Below are 25,079 nucleotides of genomic sequence, written 5' to 3' on the forward strand. Positions count from 1 at the left end.
TTCGCCGTCGGATAGGTCCGGAACACCCCGAGCTTCTCACCGACCGCCACCGCGCGGTCGCGAAGTTCGGGCTGGTTTACGCCGATCTGGTCCAGGACCTCGTTCTGCGACCACTGCAGCACCTCCGGGGGAGGGCGCCATCTCCGCCTCGATCCGGTCGAGGAGCGCCGTGAGGTCACGTGGCCCGGCGTCCCTGCCTGCGGCGATGACCGGTTCCGGGGCCCCGAACCACCGGTCGCGCAGTGCGGCGGCATGGCCAGACTTCACGATGACGTAGCTGAGCAGCCAGGCGCGTTCCTTGGAGGTGGACACCTGCCGGTACATCCGGACCAGATCGTCGGCTATGCAGCTCTTCGGCCGGAGCAGCAGGGTCACGGCGAGGCGGGCGGCGGATTCGCCGTCCTGTCACAGGGCGAGACCGACCTCGTGCCGGGCGGCGGGTTTCATGCCCGCGGTGGCGTCCTTCACGGTCCAGCGCAGAAGACTGAGATTCACGGCGTGATCATCGCCGTGCCGACGGTTGACGGCGAAGACAGCGGGATCGACCGATGCCGTGAGCCCGGTGATGATCCGGTCGGTGGTGTCGGTCACAGCTGCTGGTAGCCGTCCGCGCTGAGCTGTACCGCGGCACCGGTGGTGCTGTCGGTGACGGTGACGGCGTCCCCGGCGGTGGCGTCCACGGTGTAGCGCTCGCCGACGGTGGTCACCCCGTCAGCGGGCAGGCGGTCGGTCGGGCTGATGCCGGAGTTGCCGAGCAGTGCGTAGACCTCGGGGTCGCCGCCGGGACGGTAGGCCACGGCATTGGCCTCGCCACCGTCGGTTGCACCCCAGCCGAGGTGCGCGGGCGCCTCACAGGCCCAGGCGTAACCCACGGCCTCGGGCTCGTCGACGAAGTCACAGAGCAGGGTGTACTCCCCCATCGGGACCTGGTAGCTGCCGGCGGCGACAGTGGCGGGTGCGGGAGCCGGCGTGGCGTCCGACTGGGACGGGGCGGGCTGCGGAGCGACGTCCTGCCCCTCGGTCGGCTGCGGGGCTGACTGGTCGTCCCGGGCCTCAGCGGGGGTCGACGAGCTCAGCGCGGTGTCGACGTGGTTGTCGTTGCTGCCGGCGTCCTCCACCCCTGTCCCGTCGTTGTCGCAGCCGCCGAGCAGCAGGGCCCCGCCGAGTACACCGACGGCGGCGACGGCGGACAGACGGACGGTGCGGCGTTCTCGGTGTGACACGACAGGACTCCTCGGACGACAGTTGTTGTTCCCCACCACCGTGCCACAGTTGCCGGACGGGCGGTGACGACGGGGGGATCAGAACCTCGCCGGATCGAACAGCGTGATGTCGTGGCGCGTGGTGCCGTCGACGCCGTGGATGAGCGCACCGTCGGTGGCGTCGCCGTCGTCGTGGCCTGCGGTGCCCGGGCACCGGCGGTGAGGACCACGCTTCCTGCAGTGAGGACGCGGTCGGTGGTGCTGACCTCGACTCCCCCACCGGAACGTGGGGCGAGTCCGGTGACGGTCACCCCGAAGCGCAGGTCAGCACCCCTGGACTGCACGCGACGCAGCTGCAGTTCGACGGTGTTCTCCGGGCGGACGCACCCGGCGGTCTCTTCGAACACCGCGACCTCGCCCGGAGCGAGGCGGTTCTGTAGCCAGCGGTCGTGGACCTGGTCAGCGGTGAGTTTCTCGTGCGGCAGGTCGTGGATCCGGGGCACCGGCGTAGAGCCCGCCGACGTAGTGGACGATGTCTGCGTCCTGATCGAGGTCATCCCAGAGCTCGAAGGCGCGTCGGAGCAGCGGGACATAGGAGTCCCCTCCATGTACCTCATCCGGATCATCCGCGATCCGCCGTGGAAGGAGTCGCAGAAGAAAGGGAGATCGCGGGAGAGAAGTCTAATGCCCTGATAGATTTCCCACCGGAACTTCCACGAGAGGACCCCACGATGATCCGGAGAACCCTCGGCGCCGCCGGAGGCGTCCTCCTGCTCGCGTCGACGTCTCCGACTACACCACCGGTTCGCTGGTCAGCTGGACGCTCGAAGGTCCAGCTTCGGTGATGGTACTGCGGCCGGTCCAGCGGATCAGTGCGGCCGGGACGACCTGCGTGGCCTCCGGCGTCCGGGCGATGGCGTGCGAGCGCGAGGGCAGGGAGTCCACCTACGACGACGGTGACTTCAGCGCCACGGGCCGGACGCCGGCTGAGCGCAATCTCGTCGGGGGCAGCCGTGAGGTCGGAGGGCTCTGCGGCGAGGCGGACGACGGTCTCTACGCCGATGACAGGTGGAATACGCGCGTGATCGTGGTCAAGGGCACGGTGGACTGCAAGGAGGCTGCCGACACCCTCCACGGCTGTCTCTCGACCTGGCAGGACAGCTCGCACGGCAACCCTCTGCTGACGACACTGTCCAACGGATGGACCTGTTCGATGCATACGGCGGCGACGTCGCAGGCAGAGAACACCAAGGCGACCTGCGGGAAGGAGTCGATGGCGGTGAGGATCCCGGTCACCATCCCGGGCACTCCGGCATCATAGCCGGACTCCAGATTCGAACAGGTGGTTGACGGCATCCGGAGGCTCATGTATCGTTTGTCCCAGTGAAACAAAGGAGGGTCACCGACCATGACCACCACCCTCGAAGACCGCCACCGACAGATCTCCGACCACATCACCGCGTCCATCATCCCCCTGATGAACACCATGGACATGAGCCTGGTCGCCGCACTCACCACCACCGACAAGTCCGCCCGTACGGCCACCGCCCTGGCCTGGCGCGGACGCACCCGCGCCGATGCCGTCCGCTTCACCCGTGCCGCAGACATAGCAGAACGCATGAACGATCTGTTCACCACCGCCTCAGAACGCAAGCGACTGACCGTCGACCACCTCGACCTCATCTGGTCCCGCATCCACCGCCACCTGTCCACCGTGCCCACCGCTCTCGTCAGTGACATGCGCACCAGTCTCGACAACGCCGTCGAGCCTGCCCTGGCCGACTGGCTCGACGACCACCCCGGCACCGGCACCGTCAACCTCGCCGACCTGCGCGACCACCTCGACCTCCTCCTCACCGACGTCGCCCCCGGCCTGACCACCGCCACCGCCCGCGCCGAACGCGAATCCGCCAACCTCACGCGTCGTGGCAACGTCCTCACGCTGACCTGCGGCGACACCACCATGGCCGCCGGCATCGACAACGCCCTCACCGACCGTGCGAAGACCGTCCTCACCGATCTCCGGAGGATCAGGGACGACAATCCCGAGAGCGCACCGGAGCTGCCGACCCGCGCCGAGGTCAAGGCCCAGGTCCTCCTCGACCTGCTCGGCGACAACCCCGACAGCCTCGCCGTGACGGTCAACCTCTTCCGCACCACCACGGACGGCGTGCACGGCACCGGCACCGCCTACAGCCCGGACATCGGCTGGATCGACGTCGACAGCGCCGACCGCCTCGAGTCCGCCGCCCGCACCTCCCCCAACGGTCGCGTCCGCACCTTGCCGGACAACCCCGGCGACCTCACCGTCACCGACGCCTACAAGTTCCCCCTCCTCGTCCAGCTCGCCGCCGAGGCCCGCGACGGACACTGCCGTTTCCCCGGCTGCACCGTCCCGGCCACGCGCTGCGAGAAGGACCACATCGAGAACTCCCCACACACCGACCCCACCAGCAACGGAGCGACCAGCATCGACAACCTCGAGAACCTCTGCCCCGAACACCACCGGGCCAAGACCCTCGGCATCTGGAAAGCCGCCTCACCCGACCGGGGGCTCACCGTTCACTGGACCGGACCACACGGCGAGACGTACACCACCTACGCCAGTGGCCCCACCGCCCCGTACTTCCGCCAACACACAGAGACACAACCCGAGGAACCTGAACCGGAGGATCCTCCCCATAACGAGTAAACGTCACCACCCCGGTTTCCCGGATCTCGCGTAGAGGTGTTCGGGTCGTCCGGACTGCCCGTACTTCAGCCGCACCGTCACCACGCCCCGGCCTGCCATCGCGGCCAGGCGTCGCTGAGCAGTTGCCCGGGAGACACCGGTCAGTTCGGCGACCTCGGCGGCGGACCGCTCTTCATCACCCAGCGCATCGAGGACGAGCTGCTCCGTAGCTGAACCGCCGGCACTCGCCGGTCGGGTACTCCCGTGCATCAGTGACAACGCCTTGTCGATGTCCTGTTGGTTGAGCGCATGCGGGGTATCCACGATCCGACGGAACCGGGTGAAACGGTCCACCCGTTCAGACAGGGACTGCCTGGTGAACGGCTTGACGAGGTAGGCGTGCACCCCGGCAGCCAACGCACTGCGGACGGTCGCCGGTTCGGTGGCGGCGGACAAGACAAAAGCATCGAGTCCCGACGCCCGGACCAGATCGATGCCGTTCCCGTCGGGCAGATACACGTCCGCGAGCAGCAGGTCCGGCGGACGCTTGGCGATCAGCTCGCGCGCCTCCCCGACAGTCCGCGCGGTACCCACAACCTCGAAGCCCTTGGTCGCGCTGACGACGTCGGCGTGAATCTGTGCCACCCGGAAATCGTCGTCGACCACGAGCACCTGCAGCGTCCGGCCGGTCTTCTTCGCTGTCATTCTTCCGTTCCATCCGTGGGATCGCCACTGTCGTCGTCCGTACTCACGATGTGCGGCAACCGCACCCCGAATACCGCACCTGTGCCGCCATCGCCGCCGTCGTCGCCGCCGGGATCGATGATCCACAGCTCCCCGCCGCGACGTTTCACCAGGTCAAGGGACAGTGTCATGCCGATGCCATGGCCGTGGACGGGATCAGGGTCAGAGCCATAGTCAGACCCAGTGGCACCGCCCTCACCCACATCCCGCATTCCCGGTCCGGAGTCCGCGACGACGAAGGTCAGGCCGTCGGCGTCCTGCAGGGCGGTGACCTCCACCCACGCATCACCGCCGTCAGAGTCACCTGCCACTGCAGCAGTCACCGCATTGTCGACCAGGTTGCCGAGCACCGTCGCGACGTCCTCCACAGCGGAGACCGGGGCGATCGTACCGAGGACCAGAGTCTCTTCACCGATGCGCAGCACCACTCCCCGTTCGGCGGCCTCGGTCGACTTCGCCCCGAGGAAGGACTGCAGGAAAGGCTCTGTGAGCAGGCGCGCGTTCTCCAACGGGAAGTCCACCGGCCCGCGTTCCGTCATCTCCCCGAGGAACTCACGGGCGTCGTCGGCGCGTCCTGCATCAAGCAGTCCGGTGGCGACGTGGATCCGGTTGGCGAACTCATGACGCTGCACCCGTAGTGCACCGCCCAGTGCCTGGACCGACCCGAGGCGTCGGCTGAGGGTGAGCAGGTCGGTCCGGTCGCGCACGACGATGACGGCGCCGAGCAGTCGGCCGTCCCGCCGCACCGGGTGAGCGTCCAGATACAGCACCCGCTCACCGACGACAACCTGGTCACAGGGCTCCCCGGCGCGCAGCCGCTGCACCACATCCTGCGACAGGCCGAGGTCAGCGAGGGGCCGACCGACGGCGTCCTGCACCTGCAGCAGTGTCTGCGCCGCCGGATTGAGCACCCGGACCACCTCGTCGGTGTCGAGGGAGAGGACGCCGTCGTCAACCCCCTCCAGTACCGCGGACTGTGCGCGGACCAGTTCGGTGAGCTCCTCCGGCTGGAGTCCGAGGGTCACCCGCTCCCACCGGCGGCGCATGATCACCGAGGCGACGAGCCCGAGCACGACCGCTCCCACTGCCGCACCACCGACGGCGGTGAGCAGCCGGGGCAGGTCGTCGAAGACCTGTGCCTGCCGGAATCCCACGCTGACCTCACCGACAGGTTCCGTGGTACCCGGCGCATAGACCGGGACCTTCGCCCGGGCGGAGCGGCCGAGCGTCCCGGATTCCCAGGCGGTCACCTCCTCTCCGCGTAGCGCAGCCTCGTGGTCGGTACTGACCTGCTCGCCGATCCGGTCAGCATCCGGATGCGCCAGCCGGATGCCGTCCCGGTCAGTGACCACGACAAACAGCGCACCGGTGCGGTCGGTGGTGTCCTGCGCGAACAACTGGAGGACGCTTCCCGCCGACGGCGCGTCACCGGAGTCCACCTCTTCCCTGACCTGCGGGGAGGACGCGACACTGCGGGCGATGCCGACAGCGGAGCTCGCCGCCTCGTCCCGCAGCCGGTCGTAGGTCATCCAGGAGAACGCCCCGGCGCACACGGCCACGACGGCGACGACGGTCGCCAACTGCAGCAGCAGGACCCGGGTGGAGTATCGCATCCGGATGATTTTAGCGCCCTCACCACCGATGCGCACAATGCGCAGAAGTACCAGTGTGCGCAGAACCCCGACTAATGCGCACAACGGTCGTGCTGTGTGGCGGATCACTTTAGAGTGCCGACATTCCCCGCAACACATACTGACACACTCAAGGAGGAGCAGAGATGTCCACCACCGGCCTTCTCACACTCGCCGCCGACGCCTCAGAGGCCGGCTACGACCTGAGCCACACCCCCTCCGACGGCATCCTCGTCGCCCTCGGATTCCTCATGATCCTGACGTTCATGGCGTTGATCATGACCGGGCGGATGACCCCTATGCTGGCACTGATCCTGGTGCCCACCGTCTTCGGACTGATCGGCGGTGCCGGACTCGGCCTCGGCGACATGATCATCGACGCGGTGAAGGACATGGCACCCACTGCAGCGCTGCTGATGTTCGCCATCATGTTCTTCGGGATCATGATCGACGTCGGACTCTTCGACCCGTTGATCAGGGTCATCACCCGGCTCCTCGGCAATGACCCGGCGAAGATCGTGCTCGGAACCGCCGTGCTCGCCGGCGCCGTCTCCCTCGACGGCGACGGTTCAACCACCTACATCATCACCACCTCCGCCATGCTGCCGCTCTACCTGCGCCTCGGCATCAGCCCTGTTGTCCTGACCTGTGTCGCCGGCCTCATCAACGGCACCATGAACATCCTGCCCTGGGGTGGTCCGACGGTCCGTGCCGCCGCCGCCCTCGGCCTGGAGCCCTCCGAGGTCTTCGTGCCGATGATCCCCTCGCTCATCGCCGGCGTCGCCGTCTGTCTCGGCTTCGCCTGGATGCTGGGGCTCGCCGAGCGTAAGCGTCTCGGCGCGGTCGGCGTCCCGGCCACCGTCGGGGCCGGTGCCTCCGGTGGCGGCGATGACGCAGACTCCGACCAGACCACGATGGCTGGCACCATGCTCAACCCCGACCGCGAGACGCTGCGTCCGAAGCTGATCTGGTTCAACCTGATCCTCACCGTCGCAGTGATGGTCCTGCTCGTGATGGACATCTTCCCCCTCGCCTACGTCTTCATGGTCGGTGCGGCGATCGCCCTGGTCGTCAACTTCCCGAAGGTCAAGGACCAGGCCCACGAGATGGTCGCCCACTCCAGCTCGATCGTCGCGGTGTCCGGCATGGTCTTCGCCGCAGCCTGCCTGGTCGGCGTCCTGTCCGGTACCGGCATGGTGGACGCCATGGCCGAGTGGATCACCACGGTCATCCCGGACTCCCTCGGCGGCTACCTCGCCCCGATCACCGGTCTGCTGTCGATGCCGTTCACGTTCTTCATGTCGAACGACGCCTTCTACTTCGGTGTCCTCCCGGTGCTGTCGGAGTCTGCCGCACACTACGGCATCGAGCCGGTGCAGATGGCCCAGGCCTCCATCACCGGTCAGCCGGTCCACATGCAGTCCCCCCTGGTCCCGGCCATCCTCCTGCTCGTCTCCCTGGCCAATGTCGGCCTGGGTGCCCACCACCGCAAGGTGCTGTGGCGGGCCGTCGTGGTTTCCCTGGTGATGCTCGCCGTCGGCATCCTGTTCGGTGTCATCCCCTTCCACGTGGGATAGGCCGGGACGCGGTGTCGCGGCCGGTGGATGTGGAACGCAGCAGCTCCCTGATCTGTTCCACCACCTCCGTGGGGAGCTCCGTGGGAAGCCCCGTGGACGGTTCCGTGACCGGCACGGCGTCCCCGTCGTAGGCCTGCTCGGCGTGCTCGGCAGAGTCGATGCCGATGCTCTCGTCCTTGGCGGTGATGCGGATCGGGCTGACCTTGTCCATCAGCCAGGCGATCGCGTAGGTCGCACAGAACGAGAATCCGACGGTGACCACGATGGCGACGAGTTCGCGCCACACCAGGTCCCAGCCGCCGCCGTGGAAGATGCCGGTGTGGTGGGCGGGGGCGTCCGGTGAACCGACGAACACCACGAGCATCGCGGCCGCCATACCGGCGACACCGTGGACGGCGAAGACGTCCGCCGAATCATCGATCCCGAACCTGTGCGCCAGCCGGACGGCACCGAACGCGGCGGCGGCGCCGACAACGCCGACGAGAATCGCGAAGACCGGGTCCACCGCGTCCGCCGTCGGGGTGATCGCCACCAGTCCGGCGATCGCACCGGTGCCCAGACCCATCAGCGTGTAGGAACCGTCGACGATGCGCTGCATGACGATGTAGCCGATCATGCCGCCGGCCAGAGCGAGCAGCGTGGTCATCACGGTGTACTCGGCGACGAAGTTGGCCCCGCCGGCCGAACCGCCGTTGAAGCCCATCCAGCCCATAGCGAGCATGCCTACACCGATGAGTGTCAGCGGCAGGTTGTGGGGACGCTGGTCGTGCTCGGCGCGGCGTCCGAGGAAGATCGCCAGTGCCAGGCCTGCGGCACCGGCGTTCATGTGCACCGGGGTACCGCCGGCGTAGTCGTGGACCTCGAGGACGGTGCGGAACCAGCCGTCGTCGGCGAAGGCCCAGTGGGCGACCGGGGCGTAGACCACGAGCACCCAGATCACCGCGAAGCCCATCCAGGCGTCGAACTTCATGCGCCCGGCCGCGCCGGAGGAGACCAGGGCCACCGAGATCGCCGCGAACAGGGTGTAGAAGGCCGTGGTGACCGTTGTCCCCGCTCCGTCGTCGCTGGTCAGCGTGCTGAAGAAGGAGAAGCTGGCCGGATCGCCGATGATCCCCACCCCACCGGCGGATTCACCCAGGACCAGCCCGTGCCCGACAAGGACGTAGATGATGACGGTGACCGCCAGTGAGGTCATCACCATCATCATCATGTTGAGGACGCTGCGCCCGTTGAGCATTCCTCCGTAGAGCATCGCCAGCCCCGGGAACATCAGGAGCATCAGGGCGAAAGCGGTACACATCCACGCAATGTCAGCTGCACTCATGGAGTTAAACAGTAGGAAACACGCGTTTCGGGAAGGTCTGCCGCAGATTACCCGGAGGTTACGGCGGTCATCTCACCGTGTAGTCGGTACCGGTGCTGATCTCCCGGTCGGCGGCATCGCTGTCGGCCTCGTTGTCGTAGGCGACCTCGTCGTGGACGGCGGCGTCGATACCGATGCTCTCGTCCTTGGCGGTGATACGGATCGGGTGGACCTTGTTCATCAGCCAGGCGATGGCGTAGGTGGCGCAGAAGCTGTAGCCGACGGTGACGATGATGGCCACCGGTTCACGCCAGAGCATGTCGAGATCGCCGCCGAAGAAGATACCGGCGTGCTCGGCCGGAGTGTCCGGGTCGCCGACGAAGACGACGAACATCGCGCCGACCATACCGGCGACACCGTGGACGGCGAAGACGTCGGCCGAATCGTCGATGCCGAACTTCCGGGCCAGCACGATCGCACCGTAGGCACCGGCGGAACCGAGCACACCGACGATGACCGCACAGACCGGGTTGAGGGCGTCCGCGCTGGGGGTGATCGCGACCAGACCGGCGATCGCACCGGTGCCCAGCCCCATGAGGGTGTACGCGCCCTCGAAGATGCGCTGCATGATGATGAATCCGAGCATGCCGCCGGCCAGGGCCAGGATGGAGGTCATGACCACGTACTGGGCGAGGAAGTCCGCGGCACCGGCGGTACCACCGTTGAAGCCGAGCCAGCCCATGGCCAGCATGCCGACACCGATGAGCATGATCGGGAGGTTGTGCGGCTTCTCCCTCTTCTCCATGTTGCGGCGTCCGAGGAAGATGGCCAGCGCCAGTCCCGCCGCACCGGCGTTCATGTGGACCGCGGTACCACCGGCGTAGTCGTGCAGGCCGAGATCGGCGAGCATCCAGCCGTCCGGGTTGAAGACCCAGTGGGCGACGGGACCGTAGACCACGATGGCCCAGATCGCGGCGAAGCCCATCCAGGCGTCGAACTTCATGCGCCCGGCGGCACCGGAGGACACCAGGGCGACGGAGATCGCGGCGAAGAGGATGAAGAAGGCCGCGGAGATCGTTGTCCCCTCCCCGTCGTCGGCGACGAGGTCACTGTAGAAGGAGAAGTCCAGCGGGTTACCGATCAGTCCGCCCTGGGACTCGCCCATCACCAGTCCGTGGCCGATGATGACGTAGACGACGGTGGTGACCGCCAGTGAACTCATCACCATCATCATCATGTTGATGACGCTCCGGCCGGACAGCATGCCGCCGTAGAGCATGGCGAGGCCGGGGAACATCAGCAGGACCAGCGCGGTGGCGGTCAGGATCCATGCGACGGAAGCAGCATCCATTGTCAGCTCCTTGTAGTTTCTCTGTAGTTTCGGTGAAACGGTCGGTTATCAAGGTAAAAGGCGTTCATTTCCGGTCCGTACGACCGGTGTTTCCCGTGGGTGACAGGAGTTAAATATCAGTTACCGGATTCAGTCGCCTACGGCAGGACGCGAGGACGCGTCCACTCCCCCGTGGGTCTCCAGCCACTCGACCGCCGGCCAGCGCGTACGGTCGACGCCCTTGTACCCGGCCATGTCCTCGGGCAGTTCGGCGAGCACGTCGCGCACCCGCAGCGCCCACTCCGGGATCTCGGCGATCGCACTCAGTGGCTCCAGATAAGTACGGATGAGGAACATCACCGCGCCCGACCACTGCAGCCGGATGAGATGCTGGACCTCGACGCGCAGGAAGACCCGGTCACCGACCTCGGCAAGCGGACCGTTGACGACACTGAGCCGGTCAGGTCCCCACTCCGGGTAGGACTCGGTGCCGGTGTCCAGTCGACCGTCGACGGTCAACGTCCAGTTGGTACGCCGGAACCGCTGGCCGGGCTGCAGGCCCATGATGAACGTCTGGGCGCGGTCGACAATCCCGGCCTCGTGCACCCTCGGCACCGGGCCGTGGATCTCCGCGAAACTCATCCCGGCGTCGAAGGCCGGTGACCAGTCCGCGGCGAAGGTGACGACCATCGAGTCACCCCAGAGCATGCCGTCACGCTCGGCGAGCAGGACGATGTCCTCCTGCACCTGGCGTCCGGCGAACTCCAGCGGGGGGCACGGCAGGGTCGAGGTGTCGCCGACGGTGAAGTCCTGCTCCACCGGCGGGTCGGACAACCGGTTCGACCAGTGCCTCTCATCGCCGGTGCCCGAGAGGGTGAAATGGTGCGGGTAGACGGACGAGAGTTCATTGAGAACGGCGAGCAGGGCGTCCCACTCGGCGGAGATCATCCGCGGCAGTGCCGCATAGCGCTGTGGGTCGACGGTGAGCACGCGGTCCTTCTCCCGCAGCTCGGCGGCGTAGTGACGGTCGATGTCGATCACCGTCTCACCCCACTGACCTGCGGCGGAATGGCGCGGCTGTCCGGCCGGTTCGACATTGGCGCTGTAACGGTAGGTCTCGTGCGGGAAGGGGAAGGGGAAACCGGCCAGCGAGGACAGGGCGTCCCCGCGGGACGTCGGCAGCGGCTGACGGTAGACACCGTCGGTGATGGTCATGGCAGTGCAACCTCCAGGGTCTCGCCCCCACATCGGGAGACGCACGGCAGCCAGGAGGTACCGGCAGCGCGCTCGTCGTCGGTGAGGACCATGTCACGGTGGACGGGGACGCCGGCGGTGACGGAGAGGCGGCATTCGCCGCACACCCCCTGCCGGCACATGTTGGGGACGCGGTAGCCGGCGTCCTCCAGTGCACTCAGTGCGCTGACACCGGCCGGGACGCTGATGCTGCGGCCCGACGCCGCGTCGATGACGTCGAAGGGTTCGCCGGCGTCGAGTTCCGGGGCGGCGAAGGCCTCGAAGTGCACCCGGGACGCCGGCCACCGGTACCCGGCGGCGCGGGCCCGGAAGGTCTCGATCATGGGGCCTGGGCCGCAGATGTAGGCGTGGGTGCCGATCGGACTGGAGGACAGGACGCGGTCGAAGGAGGCCTGTGTCTCCTCCGTCGCGCCGACCTCGGTGAAGGTGCAGCCGGTCCGGTCGCACAGGTCACGGAGTTCCTCGGCGTGCGCTGCGGCGTCAGGGCGGTGGGAGTAGATGACGTCGACGGGACGTCCCCACCGCGCGGCGTCGCGGGCATGCGACAGGATCGGGGTCACGCCGATGCCACCGGCCACGAGGACCTCACGGGTGGCGGTGTTCACCCGTCGGAACAGACTGCGCGGACGGGTCACGGTGACCCGCTCACCGACCTCGAGCCGGTGGACCCACCGCGAACCGCCGGCGCCCGCGGGATCACGACGGACCGAGATCTCGTAGGTGGTGGGACCGGCGCCGTCGTTGGTCAGGGAGTAGGCGTTGGCACCGGTGGTGCCGTCCTCGCCGGTCCAGTGGACGGTGATGTGACTGCCGGCGTCGAAGGGCGGGAGCTTCCCACCGGTGACGAGGACGACGTGGCGGATGTCCGCGGTGACCGGTTCGACGGCGGCGACGGTCATCGAGAGGGTCATGACTCCTCCTCAGGTGTGAAGGCGAGGTAGCTGGCGGTACGGCGGGAGAAGTGGTGGTAGACGACGAGGCTGCGACCACATCCGGGGCAGTCCACGGGGTCGCCGACGGCGACGGGGTGCACCGAGACCGTGTGGCAGTGGCAGCAGTTCACCCGGCGCAGGTCCGGGTCCGTGAACGGGCTTCCCGGGGTGGTGCAGGTGAGGGTGAGTTCGGCATCGTCGAAACCCAGCTCCCGCAGCAGGGCGGCGGCCCGGAACAGTTCCTTCTCCGGGCCGGTGAGATGCACCCTGTCCCCGACAACGGCTGTCGCACACAGCTCCCGGAGCTCCGCCTCGGTGGTGGTGAAGTCCCCGGCGGGGATCTCCACCTCGTGGTCGCGGTAGCGGGCGTCGGTGGGACGCCCGGGTGTTCCGGACACAGCGGAACCGGTACCTGCGGTGAACCGCGGGACGGTCGTCGTCGACATCTGGACGGGCACGGTGGGACCCTCCTATTCCGGCAGGTCTTCGCAGCGGGCGTAGAATGCCAGGGCCAAAGGGTCCTCGGTGGAGAACAGGATGCGGGAACCCCGGGGGAAGAAGATGGCGTCGGTCGGACCGGCGTACTCGACCTGGCCGGTGTCCACGTTCTCCAGGCGGAAGGTGCCCTGCAGGACGACCTTCATCTCGTTGTAGGTGTAGAGATAGTCCAGCGGGGCATCGGTGTGGTTCAGCTTGAAGTAGCCGGACCACAGCGAGGATTCGGACGGGTCGCGGTAGACGTCGTCGATGAAGCCCTCGGTGCCGGGGTACTCCTCGACGGGCATCTGGGGCAGGGTCTCATGGAAGCCCTTGGTGACGAGGAACGGGTCGACGGTGGTGACGGTGGGTTCAGACACTGGATCTCTCCTTGGTGGATTGGGTTGAACACTGAGAAACTTATGGCGCTTCTTTTGCCCGGCGGTCTCAGGTCAGTTTCCGGTTGGTAAACGTTGAATCAGTTCCTGCAACTGTCGGCCGTGGCGCGCAGCCACGCCATCGCCTCGTCCCGCCAGTCCACGAAACCCTTGTAGGTCGCGATATCCGCCGGCAGTTCCTCGACGATGTCGGCGAGCTGCTCCGCCCACTCCGGCACCGTCGCGATCTCCGCGAGCGAGAGCATGCAGGTGCGGATACTGAACAGGTGCGCGCCGGTGACGGGCAGGCGGACGAAGTGCTCGAGTTCGATACGCAGCTGGATGCGTCCCCAGTCCTTGTCCGCCACGATCCGGGCCGGTTCCCAGCCCCAGCGGTCGTAGGTCTCCAGGGACGCGTCCATCCGCTTCGAACCGATCCCGGAGAAGGTCCAGTTGACCCGGCGGAACGTCTGCTCACCGGTCATCATCATCATGAACTTCTCCGCGCGCGAGGTGATCCCCTCGCCGGTGAACCGTGGGATCGGCCCGTGGATTTCGGCGAAGCTCATGCCGACGTCGAACTTCACCGACCAGTCGTTGGCGAAGGTCACCAGCCCGGCGTCGAGGAAGATCTGCCCCTCCCGTTCGGTGGCGAGCAGCAGGTCCTCGGGTACCTGACGTCCGATGAACAGCAGCGGGTTCTCACCGAGGGAGGTCCCGTCGCCGACGCAGAAGGTGCGGTCGATGTCGAGCAGGTCGTTACGCCAGCGGTACTCTCCCGCCCCGGTCCCCTCGCCGGTCCGGTCGAGGTGCATGACGTCCGGATGGTCGGCGGCGAGCTGCGTCATCAGCCAGAGCATGACGTCCCAGCACGCCGGACCCATGTGGTCGGCGACGGCGAGCCGGCCGGGGTCCGCGCGCAGCACGTTCTCCCTCGCGGCGATCAGGTCGGGGTAGTCCTCGTCGATGGCGACGATGTGGCGTCCCCACTCGCCGGCGGCGGTGGATTGCGGGAGCCGCGCCTCGCCGACGTTGACGGAGTAGCGGAAGGTGCGTTCACCGTCGCTGAAAGGCCAGGGGAAGGCGGCGAGTCGGTCGGCCGGTTGAGTGGTCACGGCAGGGTTACCTCCAGGATTCCGGTCCCGGTTCCCCGGGAGACACAGGTGAGAATGCAGTCGCCGGCCTCGCGCTCGGCGTCATCGAGGACATGGTCGCGATGGTCGAGGTCATCTACGGCTGCGACGACCTCCAGGCGGCACTGCCCGCACACGCCCTGGCGACACAGGTACGGCGCGGGACGCCCTTCGTCGAGAAGAGCGTCGAGCAGGCTGACACCGGGCTCCACCCGGCGTGTCCGCCCGTCCGGGTCCCCGGCGACGCGGTACTCGAAGGCACTGCCGGGCGGCAGGTCGGCGACGCCGAAGTGCTCCCAGTGCAGCCGTTCGTCCGGCCAGCCCTGGCTCGCGGCGACGCTGCGGTAGAGCTCGATCATGCCCTCGGGTCCGCAGGCGTAGGCGCGGGTGCCCAACGGCTGGCGTTGGAAACGGTCGGTGAGCACGGCGGTGAGCTCGTCGCGGTGGCTGACCTCGGTGAATCGACCTCCGCCGGTGGCGGTGAGCCCGCGGAGTTCCGCGGCGAAGGCGTCCTCCGGGGCGGAGTGGCTGTAGACGACCTCCAGGTCCCAGCCGTGGAAGACGGCGGCGCGGGCGTAGGCGACGATCGGGGTGACGCCGATGCCGCCGGCGACGAGGAAGACCCTGCGGCCGCTGAGGTCGGGGGCGAAGGCGTTCTCCGGGCCGCGGACCTCGACCTCGCTGCCGACGGCGAGATTCCCGTGGATCCAGCGCGACCCGCCACCCTGGTCGAGGACGCCGACGCAGTACTCCGACGGGGCGACCCCCAGGCCGGTCAGGGAGTAGGAGTTCCACTTCCCGCCGGCGTTGAGCTGCAGGTTCGCACCCGGGGAATAGCCGGGGAGGACGCCGCCGTCCGGTGCGGCGAGATGGAGGACGCGGACCCGGTCAGTGGGCCGTTCCACGGCGGTGACGACGAGCGTGGCGACGCGGGAGGTGGGGAGGCCGGCAGTCATGTCAGTGCCCCTGCCGTCGCGTCGGACCCCAGGTAGCGGGCCCGTGAACTGTTGACGTGCGGGTGGATGTCGAGCAGGCGTCCACAGCCGGCACAGCGGACCGTGGTGCCGGGGGACGACGCCGGTGAGAGGGTTTCCGCCTCACAGTGGGCGCAGAAGACGATGAGTGGGACGGCGTCCCCGGAGATGCCCGGGGCGGTGGCGACGGCCCGGATCTCGGAGCGCAGCATCCCGGCCTCCAGTGCGGTGGCGGTGACGGTGAGGACCTGCCATTCGGTGCCGGTGACCAGCAGACGCAGGCCGACGGTGGCGGTATCGAGCATGCGGTGCAGCTGGGGTAGTCCGGTGAGGCCGCGGTCGGTGCCGGGACGCAGCAGTGTCGGGGCGGTGACCCGCGGGGCGCGGACACGGACCTGGAGTGGTTCGATGCCGCGGGCGCGGAGTTCACGGAGCCAGTGGTCTCCGGCCCCGGCGTCCCCGTCGCAACGGACGAGCATCTGCTCACTGGAGGTGTCGTCGACGGGTGGTGGTGTATCGGACCAGCGGGGCAGGCTGGTGGCCGGCGGTGCGGGGGCGGTGTCTGTGGTGGTCGCTGTCATGAGTTCATTGTCATGACCTGCCGTTTCATAACGTGAGCCGCCCGGTTAAAGGACGGTGACGTCCCCGGGCGGCTCGCGAAACACCGTGGCAACCTACACCGGCAACTTACGCTGGCAACCTACGCCAGTTCGGGCTTCTCCCACAGGTTGAGCACCTGCCCGATGTTCTTCTCCTCGGCAGTGGCGTAGAGGTCGGTCGCCCAGGCGACGTCCTCGACCGGCATGCCGCCGACGGAGTAGATCGTCACCGTCTCAGGGTCCCAGCCCGGGGCCTTGCCCTCGGCGACATCGGCGACGACCTCGATCTTGGACTTGTCGAGCTTGCCTTCGCGGGCCAGGTCGTACCACTTGGTGCCCGGGATACCGAGCAGGACGAAGGCCTGGTCGCCGTACTCCTCCTCCCAGGCCTCGTAGAGACCGTAGGCGTCGAGCACCAGGCGGGCATTACCGGAGAGGAACTCATCGTCGAAGCGGGCGGCGGCCGGGGCGGCGACGAGGCAGCCCGGCTTCAGCCACTCCTCCTTGAAGTAGGGGAAGGCGGACGGGCCGGCCGCATCGGTGGTGGTGGACGCCATGACGATGTCCGCGCCCTTCACGGCCTCCTCAATGGAGTCGCAGCCCTCGACCGTCACGGACGGGTACTTCTCGTTGATGTAGGCGGCGAAACCGTCGATACCGCGCTGGGAACGACCCTTGACCTTGATGGTCTCGATGCCGGGACGCAGCGCCATGATGGCGTCCGTGTTGGTCTTGGCCATGACGCCCGGGCCGACGACGGCGAGGACCTTCGAGTCCGGGTTGGACAGGTACTTCACGCCGACACCCGGGACCGCGCCGGTGCGCACGGCGGAGAGGACATTGGCACTCATGATCGCCTTCGGGGCACCGGTGACGGTGTCGTTGAGGACGAAGACGTGGATGGAACGGGGCAGTCCGTCCTTCTTGTTCTCGGCGTTGGAGCCGTACCACTTCACACCGGTGTTGTTGAAGCGGCCGCCGAGGTAGGCCGGCATCGCCATGAAGCGGCGGTCCGGACCGTCGGCGGGCATGCCCTCGAACCCGGGCTTCTCCGGGAAGGAGATCATCGCACCGTGGGAATTGTGGTTGAGACCGGCCATCATGTAGTCGCCCTTGTTGAGCAGGATGAGGGTCTCCTCCATGACGTCGACGCAGCGGGCGATGTCGGTGACGCCGGCCTCGATCATGTCGGGCTCACTGAGGTAGCGGAAGTTGATGGCGGTGCCGTCGATGGTCATTCGGGGGTTCTCCTTGTTTGGTTCCCTGTGGTTTCTAACGTTGAACACTAGGAAACTTACGGAGGGCCTTTTTCCGGACCGTCAACGAGTTGTTTCGGACCCGTTAATCATCTCCGGCGAGTACCGCCAACGACCGGACGAGCGCGCGCAGACCGGCGATGACATCGGCGTCCGCGGCGTCCTCCAGCGGAGAATGGGAGATGCCGTGCGGCGAGCGGACGAAGAGCATCGAGGTGGGCATGACCGGGGCGAGAATGCCGGAGTCATGCCCGGCCTGGGTCGGCACCTCCGGCAGATACTCCCCCGCTTCGGCGGCGAGCTTGCCGTGCAGGTCGCGCAGGTCCTCATCGAACTCCACGACCGGGGCGTGCGAGACCTGCTCCACTGTCACCGCCACGCCATGGTCCTGACCCGCTTCGCGGGCGGCGACGGCGATCCGGTCGACCATCTCGGTGAGCACGTCATCGGTCGCGGCGCGCGCATCCAGCAGTGCGACCACCCGTGCCGGGATGACATTCGGCCCGCCGGGTTCGACATGGAAGCGTCCGAAGGTGGCGCGGGCATCCAGCTCCTCGGCGACCGCGCGGGCGGCGAGCACGGTGGACGCGAAGGGCAGGGCGGCGTCCTTCCGGTCGACCAGACGCGCGGTACCGGCATGGTCGGCGACACCGACGAAGGTGAAGGACCACCGGCCGTGCGGCCAGATCGCCGAGGCCACACCGACCGGCGCCTCCAGCCCGACGAGCTGCTTACCCTGCTCGATGTGCACCTCGACCTGGACCCCGGAGCGGGTGATCTCGGCGTCGTCCCGACCGATGAGGCCCGGGTCCGCCCCGGCGGCACGCATAGCCGCGGCGAGGCTGACCCCGTCGCCGTCGGTGAGCGCACGGGCCGCGTCCGGATCCAGCGCACCGGACATGAGCTTGGAGCCGAGGCAGGCCACACCGAAACGTGTCCCCTCCTCGTCCATGTAGTCGACGACACCGACCGGCCGGGCGCGGGTGAACTCCCCACGCTCCTCGGCGGCGGCGAGGGCGTCGACGGCGAGGAAACCGAGCAGGACGCCGAGCGGACCGTCCCACTTCCCGCCGTCGGCGACCGAGTCGAGGTGCGATCCGGTGACGACCCCGGCCTGTCCGTCGGCAGGACGCCCACCCCACCAGGCACGGATATTGCCGTTGGCGTCGGTGTGCACCTCCATCCCCCGGGCGGACGCCTGGGCGGTGAACCACCCGCGCAGGGCGGCGTCCTCCGCGGTCCAGGAGTAGCGGCGGGTGCCGGTCGGGTGGACGCCGATCCGGTCGAGGTCGTCCCACATGGCACGGAAGGTGGTCAGGGCAGTTTCAGGCACATCAGTTAGCATGCGTTCTTCCTGTCGTTACATTCCGGAAACACAGTTCGTGTTTCATCTCAGTTGTCACGGATTCACGCCAAGAATCTTGGTCCAGCATACGCGCCACTTCCAGACAGGACAACAGCAGATGAGCACCGGAAGCACCACAACCAGCACAGACACCTACGACTATGTGATCGTCGGCGGCGGCCTCGAAGGCCTCGCCATCGCCTGGGGACTGACCTCCCGCGGCGAGAAGAGCGTCCTCGTCCTGGAACGCGACCAACTCTGCGGCGGGATGACCGGCAAGTCCTCCGGTGTCGTCCGCGCCCACTACGGCACCCCCTCGGTGGCGAAGATGGGTTGGAAGGGCACACAGTTCTTCCACGACGCCCCCGAGATCCTCGGCGACGACTGCGGCTTCCGCAACTGCGGCTACATGGTCGCCGTGGGCGAGGAGAACGTCGACAACCTCGAAGCCACCATCGCCATGCAGCAGGGCCTCGGCATCGACGTCGAGTTCATCGGCGGCGACAAGGCCCGCGAGCTATGGCCTGGCCTGCATGTCGACGACTTCGCGAAGATCGCCTACGAGCCCCTCGGCGGACGCGGCGACGCCCCGATGCTCGGCATGGCCTTCTCCGTCGTCGCCCGACAGCAGGGTGCGAAGATCCGCCAGGGTACCACCGTCACCGGCTTCACCCGGGAGTCCGGGGCTGACGGGGCCCGGGTCACCGGCGTCACCCTCGACGACGGCTCCACCATCGGTGCGGGCCAGGTCATCCTCGCCACCGGCGCCTGGGCCGCCCAGCTCGGCGAGACCATCGGCCTGGACATCCCGGTGCGTGCCCAGCGCGCCCAGCTCATGCTCGTCGACCCCGGCGAGCCGCTCCCCCACGTTCCGGTGCTCTCCGACCTCGTCAGCCTGCAGTACCTCGCCGGCGAGCCCAACGGCGACATCCTCTGCGGCAACTCAGACCACCACGACGTCCACTGGGCCGACCCGGACAACTACCCCAACAAGGCCGACGACGACTTCATCGAATGGACCATCGGCAAGCTCATGCACCGCCTGCCGGACATGCCGAACCCCGGACTGACCAGTACCTACGCCGGCTGTTACGACACGACCCCCGACTACAACCCGATCATGGGGCCCTCCGGGACCGACGGACTCTTCCTCGCCGTCGGCTTCTCCGGCCACGGTTTCAAGATCGCCCCGGCCGTCGCTGACTTCGTCGCCGACCTCCTGCTCGATGGCGAGTCCTCCGACCCGGACATCCCGGCCTCGGACTTCCGCCTGTCCCGTTTCGCCGAGGGCGATCTCACCCGCAGCCTGCACCCGTACATCGGTGCCGGCGAGATGCGCTGATCCTCTTCCCCTGTGGTTTACCGGGGTTACAGCTACGATCATTGCCATGACACCCCAGCCTGGTATCCCGGACCACGAGCTCGCCGATCCGCAGAACGCGGCGGAGGACCACTCGATCGAGGTGGGCCTCGGCCACCGGGTCCGCGCCCTGCGTACCTCCCGGGGAATGTCGGTCGCCGCCCTGTCGGAGCGGGCGGGCCTGTCCAAGGCGATGCTCTCAAAGATCGAGAACGCCCAGACCTCCTGCTCACTGACCTCGGTGGCGCACCTCGCCGCCGCACTGGACGTCCCGGTCGCCACACTCTTCCAGGACTCCACGGTCGAGCGTCCGGTGGCCTACACCCCGGCCGGCAAGGGGACACTCATCGACGGTCGCGGCACCCGCCACAACCACATCTACGAACTCCTCGGCTCCTTCCGGGGCCGTGGCGGTTCCTCCTCCGGCCCGCACCTGGAGCCGGTCCTCGTCACCCTCAACAACCGCTCGGAGACCTACCCCCGCTTCCAGCACCCCGGCACCGAGCTGCTCTACATGCTCGACGGTGACATGACCTACCGATACCAGGAGACCGACTACCGGATGCAGCCCGGCGACGCCCTCCTCCTCGACGGCGAAGGCGTCCACGGCCCCACCGAGCTCACCGAACTGCCCATCCGATTCCTGGCGATCACCGCCTATCCCTCCGACACCACCGACGCATCCGCCGACTGACCCCACCAAGGAGCACCGACCATGACAGCTCTCCCCTCAGTGCCCTCTGTCGAGGTGTTCCACCCGCTGACCGCCCGGCCTGATGCGCCCGAGTTCCACGACCTCCTCAGCGTCCTCAATGACGGGGTACGTGCCGCCGTCGATGCGCTGGGGTGGAGCGTCCACTTCACCGCCTCGGGCGAGGTCGGTGCCGATGCCGCCCTCGCCGCGGCCCGGGACGCCGACCTGCTCATCGTCATGGGCGGGGAGGACGTCACCCCCACCCTCTACGGCGCGGGCGCCGACTACGAGGACGCCGGGCTGCACCGTCCCGCCGCCGACATCGCCGAGATCGCCGTCATCCGGGACGCCGTGGCACGCCGCACCCCACTGCTCGGCATCTGCCGCGGACTGCAGCTGATCAACGTCTCCTTCGGGGGCACCCTGGTCCAGCACCTCCCCCCGGACTGCCGGCACCGGGACGCCGGCGCCGACCCCTTCGTCACCACCACGGTCGTGCCGGTCCCCGGGACCGACGCCGACGGCCTCGACCTTGCGTCCCCCGTGCGCTGCACCCACCACCAGGCCGTCGGAGAGCTCGGTGACGGACTGACCGTCGTCGCCCGCGCCGGCGACGGGGTGGTCGAGGCGGTCCTCCACGAGGACGCCCCGCTCACCGGTGTGCAGTGGCACCCCGAGCACCCCGACGTGGCCGTGGACCAGCTGACCTCGCTGCTCGAGCGGATGCGCGGTCAGTTGGACCGGGTCAGCCGGCCTGACGCTGTCGCATCCTGACCTCCGACAGTGTGGACTGCACCTCGACGGTGAGTGTGTGCTCCGGGTCTGAGTCGTCGGCCTTGTCCTCCGTGCCGGAGGGGATGACGGTTCCGTCCAGCTGTTCGCAGTCCACGTCACTGGCCGCCACCTCGGCACAGTCCACCCGCAGCAGGTAGGACGACCCGTCGGTCTCGGTGGGGACCACGACATCGACACTGCTCAACCGACTGTCGACGATGACCCGGGCGTCCTCCCGGTCGGTCGGGAAGTCCAGGTCCCGCAGGTCGACGTCGACGTCGGCGAACAGGGCCTTCACCGTGCGGTCCTGTTCCAGGGACTGCACCGTGACCGTCGAGCCGGTGAACCGACGCGTGCTCGTGGTGTCCGTGTCCTCGTTCTTGACATGGCCACCGCCGAATCCGAGCACGGCGACCAGGGCGACGAAGGCCAGCACCAGTGCCAGCAGCACGCCGAGGAGAACACCCCCGAGTCGACGCCAGGCGCTGCGACGGGGTCGGGTCGGCGGGGTGGGCTCCGGCGGTTCCGGCAGGTCCCAGGCGAAGGGGGCGGTACCCAGCGGATCCCAGGAGGGCGGGGTGGTGCGCGGCGGGGTGAACCCCTCCGCCGGGGTCAGTGTCCCGAGATCGACGCCGCGGTAGGTGGCGTCCTGCCCGGAGGCGACAGCGGTGGTGAGCCCCGAGGGTGGAACGGGCAGGCGCTGGTGCAGCAGCCACCACACCACCGCGGTGACGACCACGCCGCCGACGACACCGCCGAGGGTGACGCCGCTGCTGCCGAATCCGCCGAGGACCAGCAGGATGATGCCGACGACCAGGGTGCGCACTCCGACCTCGCGGTCGGGGGTGTAGCGCGGGTCGCGTTCGTTCTTCAGCAGCACCTCCGCCGGGGACAGCGGCACGCCGTAGCGCGGCATGACCAGCAGGGCCACCAGGTAGAACCACAGGCCCAGACCACCGAGGGTGACGCTGAGGCCGACCACCAGGCGGACCAGGGTCGGCGAGACCTGGTAGCGGACCGCGATGCCCTCACACACACCGAAGAACCAGGTGTTCGGGGACTGGGAGCGGGGAAGTCTGACCGGCCGGGTCCTCCACATCCGGCGGGCCTGGGTCTCGAAGTTCTGTGTCTTGTCGTCTGACGTGTCCATGTGTCCCATCCTGCGTCCGGCACCTACTCCACCACATCGGGGAGCACCCTGATTCCTCACCCGGAAACCGCTCTCAGGGTGGTCCCTGATGTGCTGCGGGTGCTCGGCTGGCACTCTGGAGTCCATGACCACCACCAGTGTGCCTGAACGACAGGCTCCCCCGGCACCTGAACTGATCCGGGTGCGGGAGGGACGCGTCCTGTCCGGTGTCTGCGCGGGGCTGGGTGCGCATCTCGGCGTCGCCGCGACGACCGTGCGCCTCGTCTTCGTCGTCTCCTGCCTCGCCGTGGGCATCGGTGCGGTCGCCTACGTGGCACTGCGCGTCCTCACGCGGCAGGTGCCCACCGTCGCCGAGGCCACGAATCCGCTGTCGGCCGGACGCGCCGCCGCGGTGACCCGGCCGACCCGGGCGATCGACCGGCTGATGGTCCCGCTGGCTCTGGTGCTGTGCGTGGTGGGTGTGGGGTTCTCGGTGACCGTCGGCGTGACCACCATCCTGGTGCTCGGTGGCGGAGTGATGGTGTGGCGGACCTTCGGGCCGGACCAGCTGTCCATACCTACGCGCACCGCCGGTCGGACAGCGGCACGCTCCCCTGGTGCCGCACAGTGGACGGGCATGCTCGGCGGGCTGCTGCTCATCACCGCCGGCCTGGGATTCTGGGCGTGGCGCACCTGGGGTGGTGCTGGGTCGGGGTCGTTCTTCCCGGCCCTCATCGCCGCGGTGATCCTGGTGGTCGGTGTTCTCATCGTGCTCATCCCGCTGTGGCTGAAACTGTGGAGTACCGCTGACGCCGCAGCCCGGGACCGGGCGGCGACGGAGGAGCGGGCGCGGATCGCGGCGCGGATCCACGACTCGGTGCTGCAGACACTCACTGTGATCCAGCGGCAGTCGGATCAACCGGAGATCGCGAAACTCGCGCGCACCCAGGAACGGCAGCTGCGGCAATGGCTGTTCGGGGCCGGGGAATCCGTCTCGACCGGCACACTGTTCGGCGGCCTGCGGGTCGCCTCGGGGGAGGTGGAGGACGTGTACGGCGTCCAGATCCGGCCGGTGACCGTAGGGGAGGATATCCCGGTCGACGATGCGCTGATGGCGCTGCTGCAGGCCGCACGGGAGTGCATGGTCAATGCGGCGAAGCACTCCGGTTGTGACGAGGTCAATGTCTACTGCGAAGTCGGGGCCGGACGGGTCGAGGTCTTCGTCCGTGACCGTGGCTGTGGCTTCGATCCGGAGGCGGTCCCGGCGGACCGGCACGGACTGCGGGGCTCCGTGATCGGTCGGATGCGCGACGTAGGCGGCAGAGTCGCCGTGGATTCCGGTAGTTTCGGCACCGAGGTCACCCTGGGCCTCGACATTCCTTCGGAGGAGGACCAGTGACCGCACGGGACGCAGTGACCACCGTCTACCTGGTCGACGACCATGCGATCGTCCGGTCGGGAGTCCGCGCAGAGCTTGAGGCTGTCCCCGACATCACCGTGGTCGGGGACGCCGGCTCCGTCTCCGACGCTGTGGCCGGGATCCGCTCTGCCGACCCGGACGTGGTCCTTCTCGATGTACACATGCCTGACGGTGGTGGGCTGGCGGTGCTGACGAGTCTGCTCGCTGACTCTCCCGAGAGGCCACGGTTCCTGGGGTTGAGTGTCTCCGACGATCCGGTGGACGTGATAGCACTCATCCGCGGTGGGGCCCGGGGGTACGTGACCAAGAGCATCGCCATCGCCGAGCTGGCGGACGCGGTACGACGGGTCGGCGACGGGGACGCCGTCTTCTCGCCCAGGCTCGCCGGCTATGTACTCGATGCCTTTGCCGCGGGTGGAAGTGCCGGGGGCGGCAGCAACGGCACTGCCGTTGCTCCCCCGGACAGCGGCTCCCCCGTCGAGGACGCCGAGTCTGCGCTGATCGACGATCTCACTGCGCGCGAGGTGGAGGTCATGCGACTGCTTGCCCGTGGCTACACCTACCGGGAGATGGCGGAGCGTCTCTTCATCTCGGTGAAGACGGTCGAGACCCATGTCTCCCACGTCCTGCGCAAGACCCAGCAGACGAACCGTCATCAGCTGTCCCGGTGGGTCTCCGACAACCGGCTGGGGTGAGACGGCCAGAGACCATCCGACCGGTCACGTCAACTGTCCGCCTATACAGAAGAGGAGTGGGAGAACAATCCGAAGATCGTTCTCCCACTCCTCAATATCACGATGAATGCCGGCGGCGTCCTACTCTCCCACACCCTCCCAGGTGCAGTACCATCGGCGCAGGCAGGCTTAGCTTCCGGGTTCGGAAAGGGACCGGGCGTGA

The 25,079-nt window shown here is 68.0% G+C and carries 25 protein-coding genes, 1 rRNA gene and 1 pseudogene; 8 read left to right on the forward strand and 19 right to left on the reverse strand.

Annotation, left to right across the window (positions count from 1 at the left end; all coding sequences use genetic code 11):
* Positions 1 to 36 precede the first annotated feature (36 nt).
* From Q0A27_RS09575 to Q0A27_RS15050, 4 genes and pseudogenes are all read right to left on the reverse strand, one after another.
* Positions 37 to 375, reverse strand: coding sequence for a hypothetical protein (locus Q0A27_RS09575; protein WP_291474931.1), 339 nt, complete (start codon positions 373 to 375; stop codon positions 37 to 39).
* Between the two features lie 30 nt (positions 376 to 405).
* Positions 406 to 591 (reverse strand): hypothetical protein, encoded by a 186-nt coding sequence (locus Q0A27_RS09580; protein WP_291474932.1) that lies wholly within the window; start codon positions 589 to 591, stop codon positions 406 to 408.
* A complete protein-coding gene (locus tag Q0A27_RS09585; protein WP_291474934.1) occupies positions 588 to 1,223 on the reverse strand; it encodes a hypothetical protein in 636 nt (211 codons plus the stop codon). Before Q0A27_RS09585 ends, Q0A27_RS09580 begins: the two co-directional genes overlap by 4 nt.
* A gap of 74 nt (positions 1,224 to 1,297) precedes the next feature.
* A pseudogene (locus tag Q0A27_RS15050) lies at positions 1,298 to 1,828 on the reverse strand (FAD-dependent oxidoreductase); the annotation flags it as partial.
* Positions 1,829 to 2,046: 218 nt separating this feature from the next.
* Between Q0A27_RS15050 and Q0A27_RS09595 the strand changes: the two are divergent.
* On the forward strand, positions 2,047 to 2,523 hold the full coding sequence (locus Q0A27_RS09595) for a hypothetical protein (protein WP_291474937.1): 477 nt from the start codon (positions 2,047 to 2,049) through the stop codon (positions 2,521 to 2,523).
* 87 nt (positions 2,524 to 2,610) lie between these two features.
* Entirely contained in the window at positions 2,611 to 3,894 is a 1,284-nt protein-coding gene (locus Q0A27_RS09600; RefSeq protein ID WP_291474939.1) for an HNH endonuclease signature motif containing protein, read from the forward strand.
* 3 nt (positions 3,895 to 3,897) lie between these two features.
* Here the strand turns inward: Q0A27_RS09600 and Q0A27_RS09605 are convergent, their stop codons facing one another.
* Together Q0A27_RS09605 and Q0A27_RS09610 are read right to left on the reverse strand one after the other, a co-directional pair.
* On the reverse strand, positions 3,898 to 4,578 hold the full coding sequence (locus Q0A27_RS09605) for a response regulator (RefSeq protein WP_291474941.1): 681 nt from the start codon (positions 4,576 to 4,578) through the stop codon (positions 3,898 to 3,900).
* Positions 4,575 to 6,230 carry a sensor histidine kinase gene (locus tag Q0A27_RS09610; protein WP_291474942.1) on the reverse strand — a complete coding sequence of 552 codons (1,656 nt, stop codon included), beginning with the start codon at positions 6,228 to 6,230 and terminating at the stop codon, positions 4,575 to 4,577. The genes Q0A27_RS09605 and Q0A27_RS09610 overlap by 4 nt, the downstream gene beginning before the upstream one ends.
* Positions 6,231 to 6,394: 164 nt before the next feature.
* Here Q0A27_RS09610 and Q0A27_RS09615 point away from each other — a divergent pair, with 164 nt between their 5' ends.
* Entirely contained in the window at positions 6,395 to 7,825 is a 1,431-nt protein-coding gene (locus Q0A27_RS09615; protein ID WP_291474944.1) for a CitMHS family transporter, read from the forward strand.
* Here the strand turns inward: Q0A27_RS09615 and Q0A27_RS09620 are convergent.
* The 11 genes from Q0A27_RS09620 to Q0A27_RS09670 all read right to left on the reverse strand — a co-directional run bounded on the left by Q0A27_RS09620 (position 7,803) and on the right by Q0A27_RS09670 (position 18,793).
* Positions 7,803 to 9,149: an ammonium transporter gene (locus Q0A27_RS09620; protein WP_291474945.1), complete on the reverse strand. Its 1,347-nt coding sequence runs from the start codon at positions 9,147 to 9,149 to the stop codon at positions 7,803 to 7,805. The genes Q0A27_RS09615 and Q0A27_RS09620 overlap by 23 nt on opposite strands.
* A 67-nt stretch (positions 9,150 to 9,216) precedes the next feature.
* Positions 9,217 to 10,479: an ammonium transporter gene (locus Q0A27_RS09625; protein WP_291474947.1), complete on the reverse strand. Its 1,263-nt coding sequence runs from the start codon at positions 10,477 to 10,479 to the stop codon at positions 9,217 to 9,219.
* A gap of 129 nt (positions 10,480 to 10,608) precedes the next feature.
* Positions 10,609 to 11,673, reverse strand: coding sequence for a DUF3445 domain-containing protein (locus Q0A27_RS09630; protein ID WP_291474949.1), 1,065 nt, complete (start codon positions 11,671 to 11,673; stop codon positions 10,609 to 10,611).
* Positions 11,670 to 12,623: a PDR/VanB family oxidoreductase gene (locus Q0A27_RS09635; RefSeq protein ID WP_291474951.1), complete on the reverse strand. Its 954-nt coding sequence runs from the start codon at positions 12,621 to 12,623 to the stop codon at positions 11,670 to 11,672. Before Q0A27_RS09635 ends, Q0A27_RS09630 begins: the two co-directional genes overlap by 4 nt.
* Positions 12,620 to 13,102, reverse strand: a complete 483-nt coding sequence (locus Q0A27_RS09640; RefSeq protein ID WP_291474952.1) for a dimethylamine monooxygenase subunit DmmA family protein — start codon at positions 13,100 to 13,102, stop codon at positions 12,620 to 12,622. Before Q0A27_RS09640 ends, Q0A27_RS09635 begins: the two co-directional genes overlap by 4 nt.
* A 12-nt stretch (positions 13,103 to 13,114) precedes the next feature.
* Positions 13,115 to 13,501, reverse strand: coding sequence for an ethanolamine utilization protein (locus Q0A27_RS09645; protein ID WP_291474953.1), 387 nt, complete (start codon positions 13,499 to 13,501; stop codon positions 13,115 to 13,117).
* Between the two features lie 98 nt (positions 13,502 to 13,599).
* Positions 13,600 to 14,613 (reverse strand): DUF3445 domain-containing protein, encoded by a 1,014-nt coding sequence (locus tag Q0A27_RS09650; RefSeq protein ID WP_291474954.1) that lies wholly within the window; start codon positions 14,611 to 14,613, stop codon positions 13,600 to 13,602.
* Complete coding sequence (locus Q0A27_RS09655; RefSeq protein ID WP_291474956.1) at positions 14,610 to 15,587, reverse strand: PDR/VanB family oxidoreductase; 978 nt, start codon at positions 15,585 to 15,587, stop codon at positions 14,610 to 14,612. Before Q0A27_RS09655 ends, Q0A27_RS09650 begins: the two co-directional genes overlap by 4 nt.
* A complete protein-coding gene (locus Q0A27_RS09660) occupies positions 15,584 to 16,186 on the reverse strand; it encodes a dimethylamine monooxygenase subunit DmmA family protein (RefSeq protein WP_291474958.1) in 603 nt (200 codons plus the stop codon). Before Q0A27_RS09660 ends, Q0A27_RS09655 begins: the two co-directional genes overlap by 4 nt.
* Before the next feature lie 119 nt (positions 16,187 to 16,305).
* Positions 16,306 to 17,442, reverse strand: coding sequence for a tyramine oxidase subunit B (locus tag Q0A27_RS09665; protein ID WP_291474960.1), 1,137 nt, complete (start codon positions 17,440 to 17,442; stop codon positions 16,306 to 16,308).
* A 103-nt stretch (positions 17,443 to 17,545) separates the two neighbouring features.
* Positions 17,546 to 18,793: an allantoate amidohydrolase gene (locus Q0A27_RS09670; RefSeq protein WP_291474961.1), complete on the reverse strand. Its 1,248-nt coding sequence runs from the start codon at positions 18,791 to 18,793 to the stop codon at positions 17,546 to 17,548.
* Between the two features lie 130 nt (positions 18,794 to 18,923).
* Here Q0A27_RS09670 and Q0A27_RS09675 point away from each other — a divergent pair, with 130 nt between their 5' ends.
* The 3 genes from Q0A27_RS09675 to Q0A27_RS09685 are packed head-to-tail and all read left to right on the forward strand — an operon-like array spanning position 18,924 to position 21,633.
* Complete coding sequence (locus Q0A27_RS09675) at positions 18,924 to 20,147, forward strand: FAD-binding oxidoreductase (protein ID WP_291474963.1); 1,224 nt, start codon at positions 18,924 to 18,926, stop codon at positions 20,145 to 20,147.
* Between the two features lie 46 nt (positions 20,148 to 20,193).
* Positions 20,194 to 20,859 (forward strand): XRE family transcriptional regulator, encoded by a 666-nt coding sequence (locus Q0A27_RS09680; protein ID WP_291474965.1) that lies wholly within the window; start codon positions 20,194 to 20,196, stop codon positions 20,857 to 20,859.
* Positions 20,860 to 20,880: 21 nt separating this feature from the next.
* Complete coding sequence (locus Q0A27_RS09685) at positions 20,881 to 21,633, forward strand: gamma-glutamyl-gamma-aminobutyrate hydrolase family protein (protein ID WP_291474967.1); 753 nt, start codon at positions 20,881 to 20,883, stop codon at positions 21,631 to 21,633.
* Here Q0A27_RS09685 and Q0A27_RS09690 read toward each other — a convergent pair.
* A complete protein-coding gene (locus Q0A27_RS09690) occupies positions 21,605 to 22,783 on the reverse strand; it encodes a PspC domain-containing protein (RefSeq protein ID WP_291474969.1) in 1,179 nt (392 codons plus the stop codon). The genes Q0A27_RS09685 and Q0A27_RS09690 overlap by 29 nt on opposite strands.
* 124 nt (positions 22,784 to 22,907) lie before the next feature.
* Between Q0A27_RS09690 and Q0A27_RS09695 the strand changes: the two genes are divergently transcribed.
* Both Q0A27_RS09695 and Q0A27_RS09700 read left to right on the forward strand, forming a co-directional pair.
* Positions 22,908 to 24,161, forward strand: a complete 1,254-nt coding sequence (locus Q0A27_RS09695) for an ATP-binding protein (RefSeq protein ID WP_291474971.1) — start codon at positions 22,908 to 22,910, stop codon at positions 24,159 to 24,161.
* Positions 24,158 to 24,877 (forward strand): response regulator transcription factor, encoded by a 720-nt coding sequence (locus tag Q0A27_RS09700; RefSeq protein ID WP_291474973.1) that lies wholly within the window; start codon positions 24,158 to 24,160, stop codon positions 24,875 to 24,877. The genes Q0A27_RS09695 and Q0A27_RS09700 overlap by 4 nt, the downstream gene beginning before the upstream one ends.
* 107 nt (positions 24,878 to 24,984) lie before the next feature.
* On the opposite strand, the gene rrf is transcribed toward Q0A27_RS09700, so the two are convergent.
* Positions 24,985 to 25,079, reverse strand: a 5S ribosomal RNA gene (gene rrf, locus Q0A27_RS09705); the annotation flags it as partial.

Origin of the sequence: Corynebacterium sp. (assembly GCF_022712275.1) — a bacterium.
Taxonomy (GTDB): Bacteria; Actinomycetota; Actinomycetes; order Mycobacteriales; family Mycobacteriaceae; genus Corynebacterium.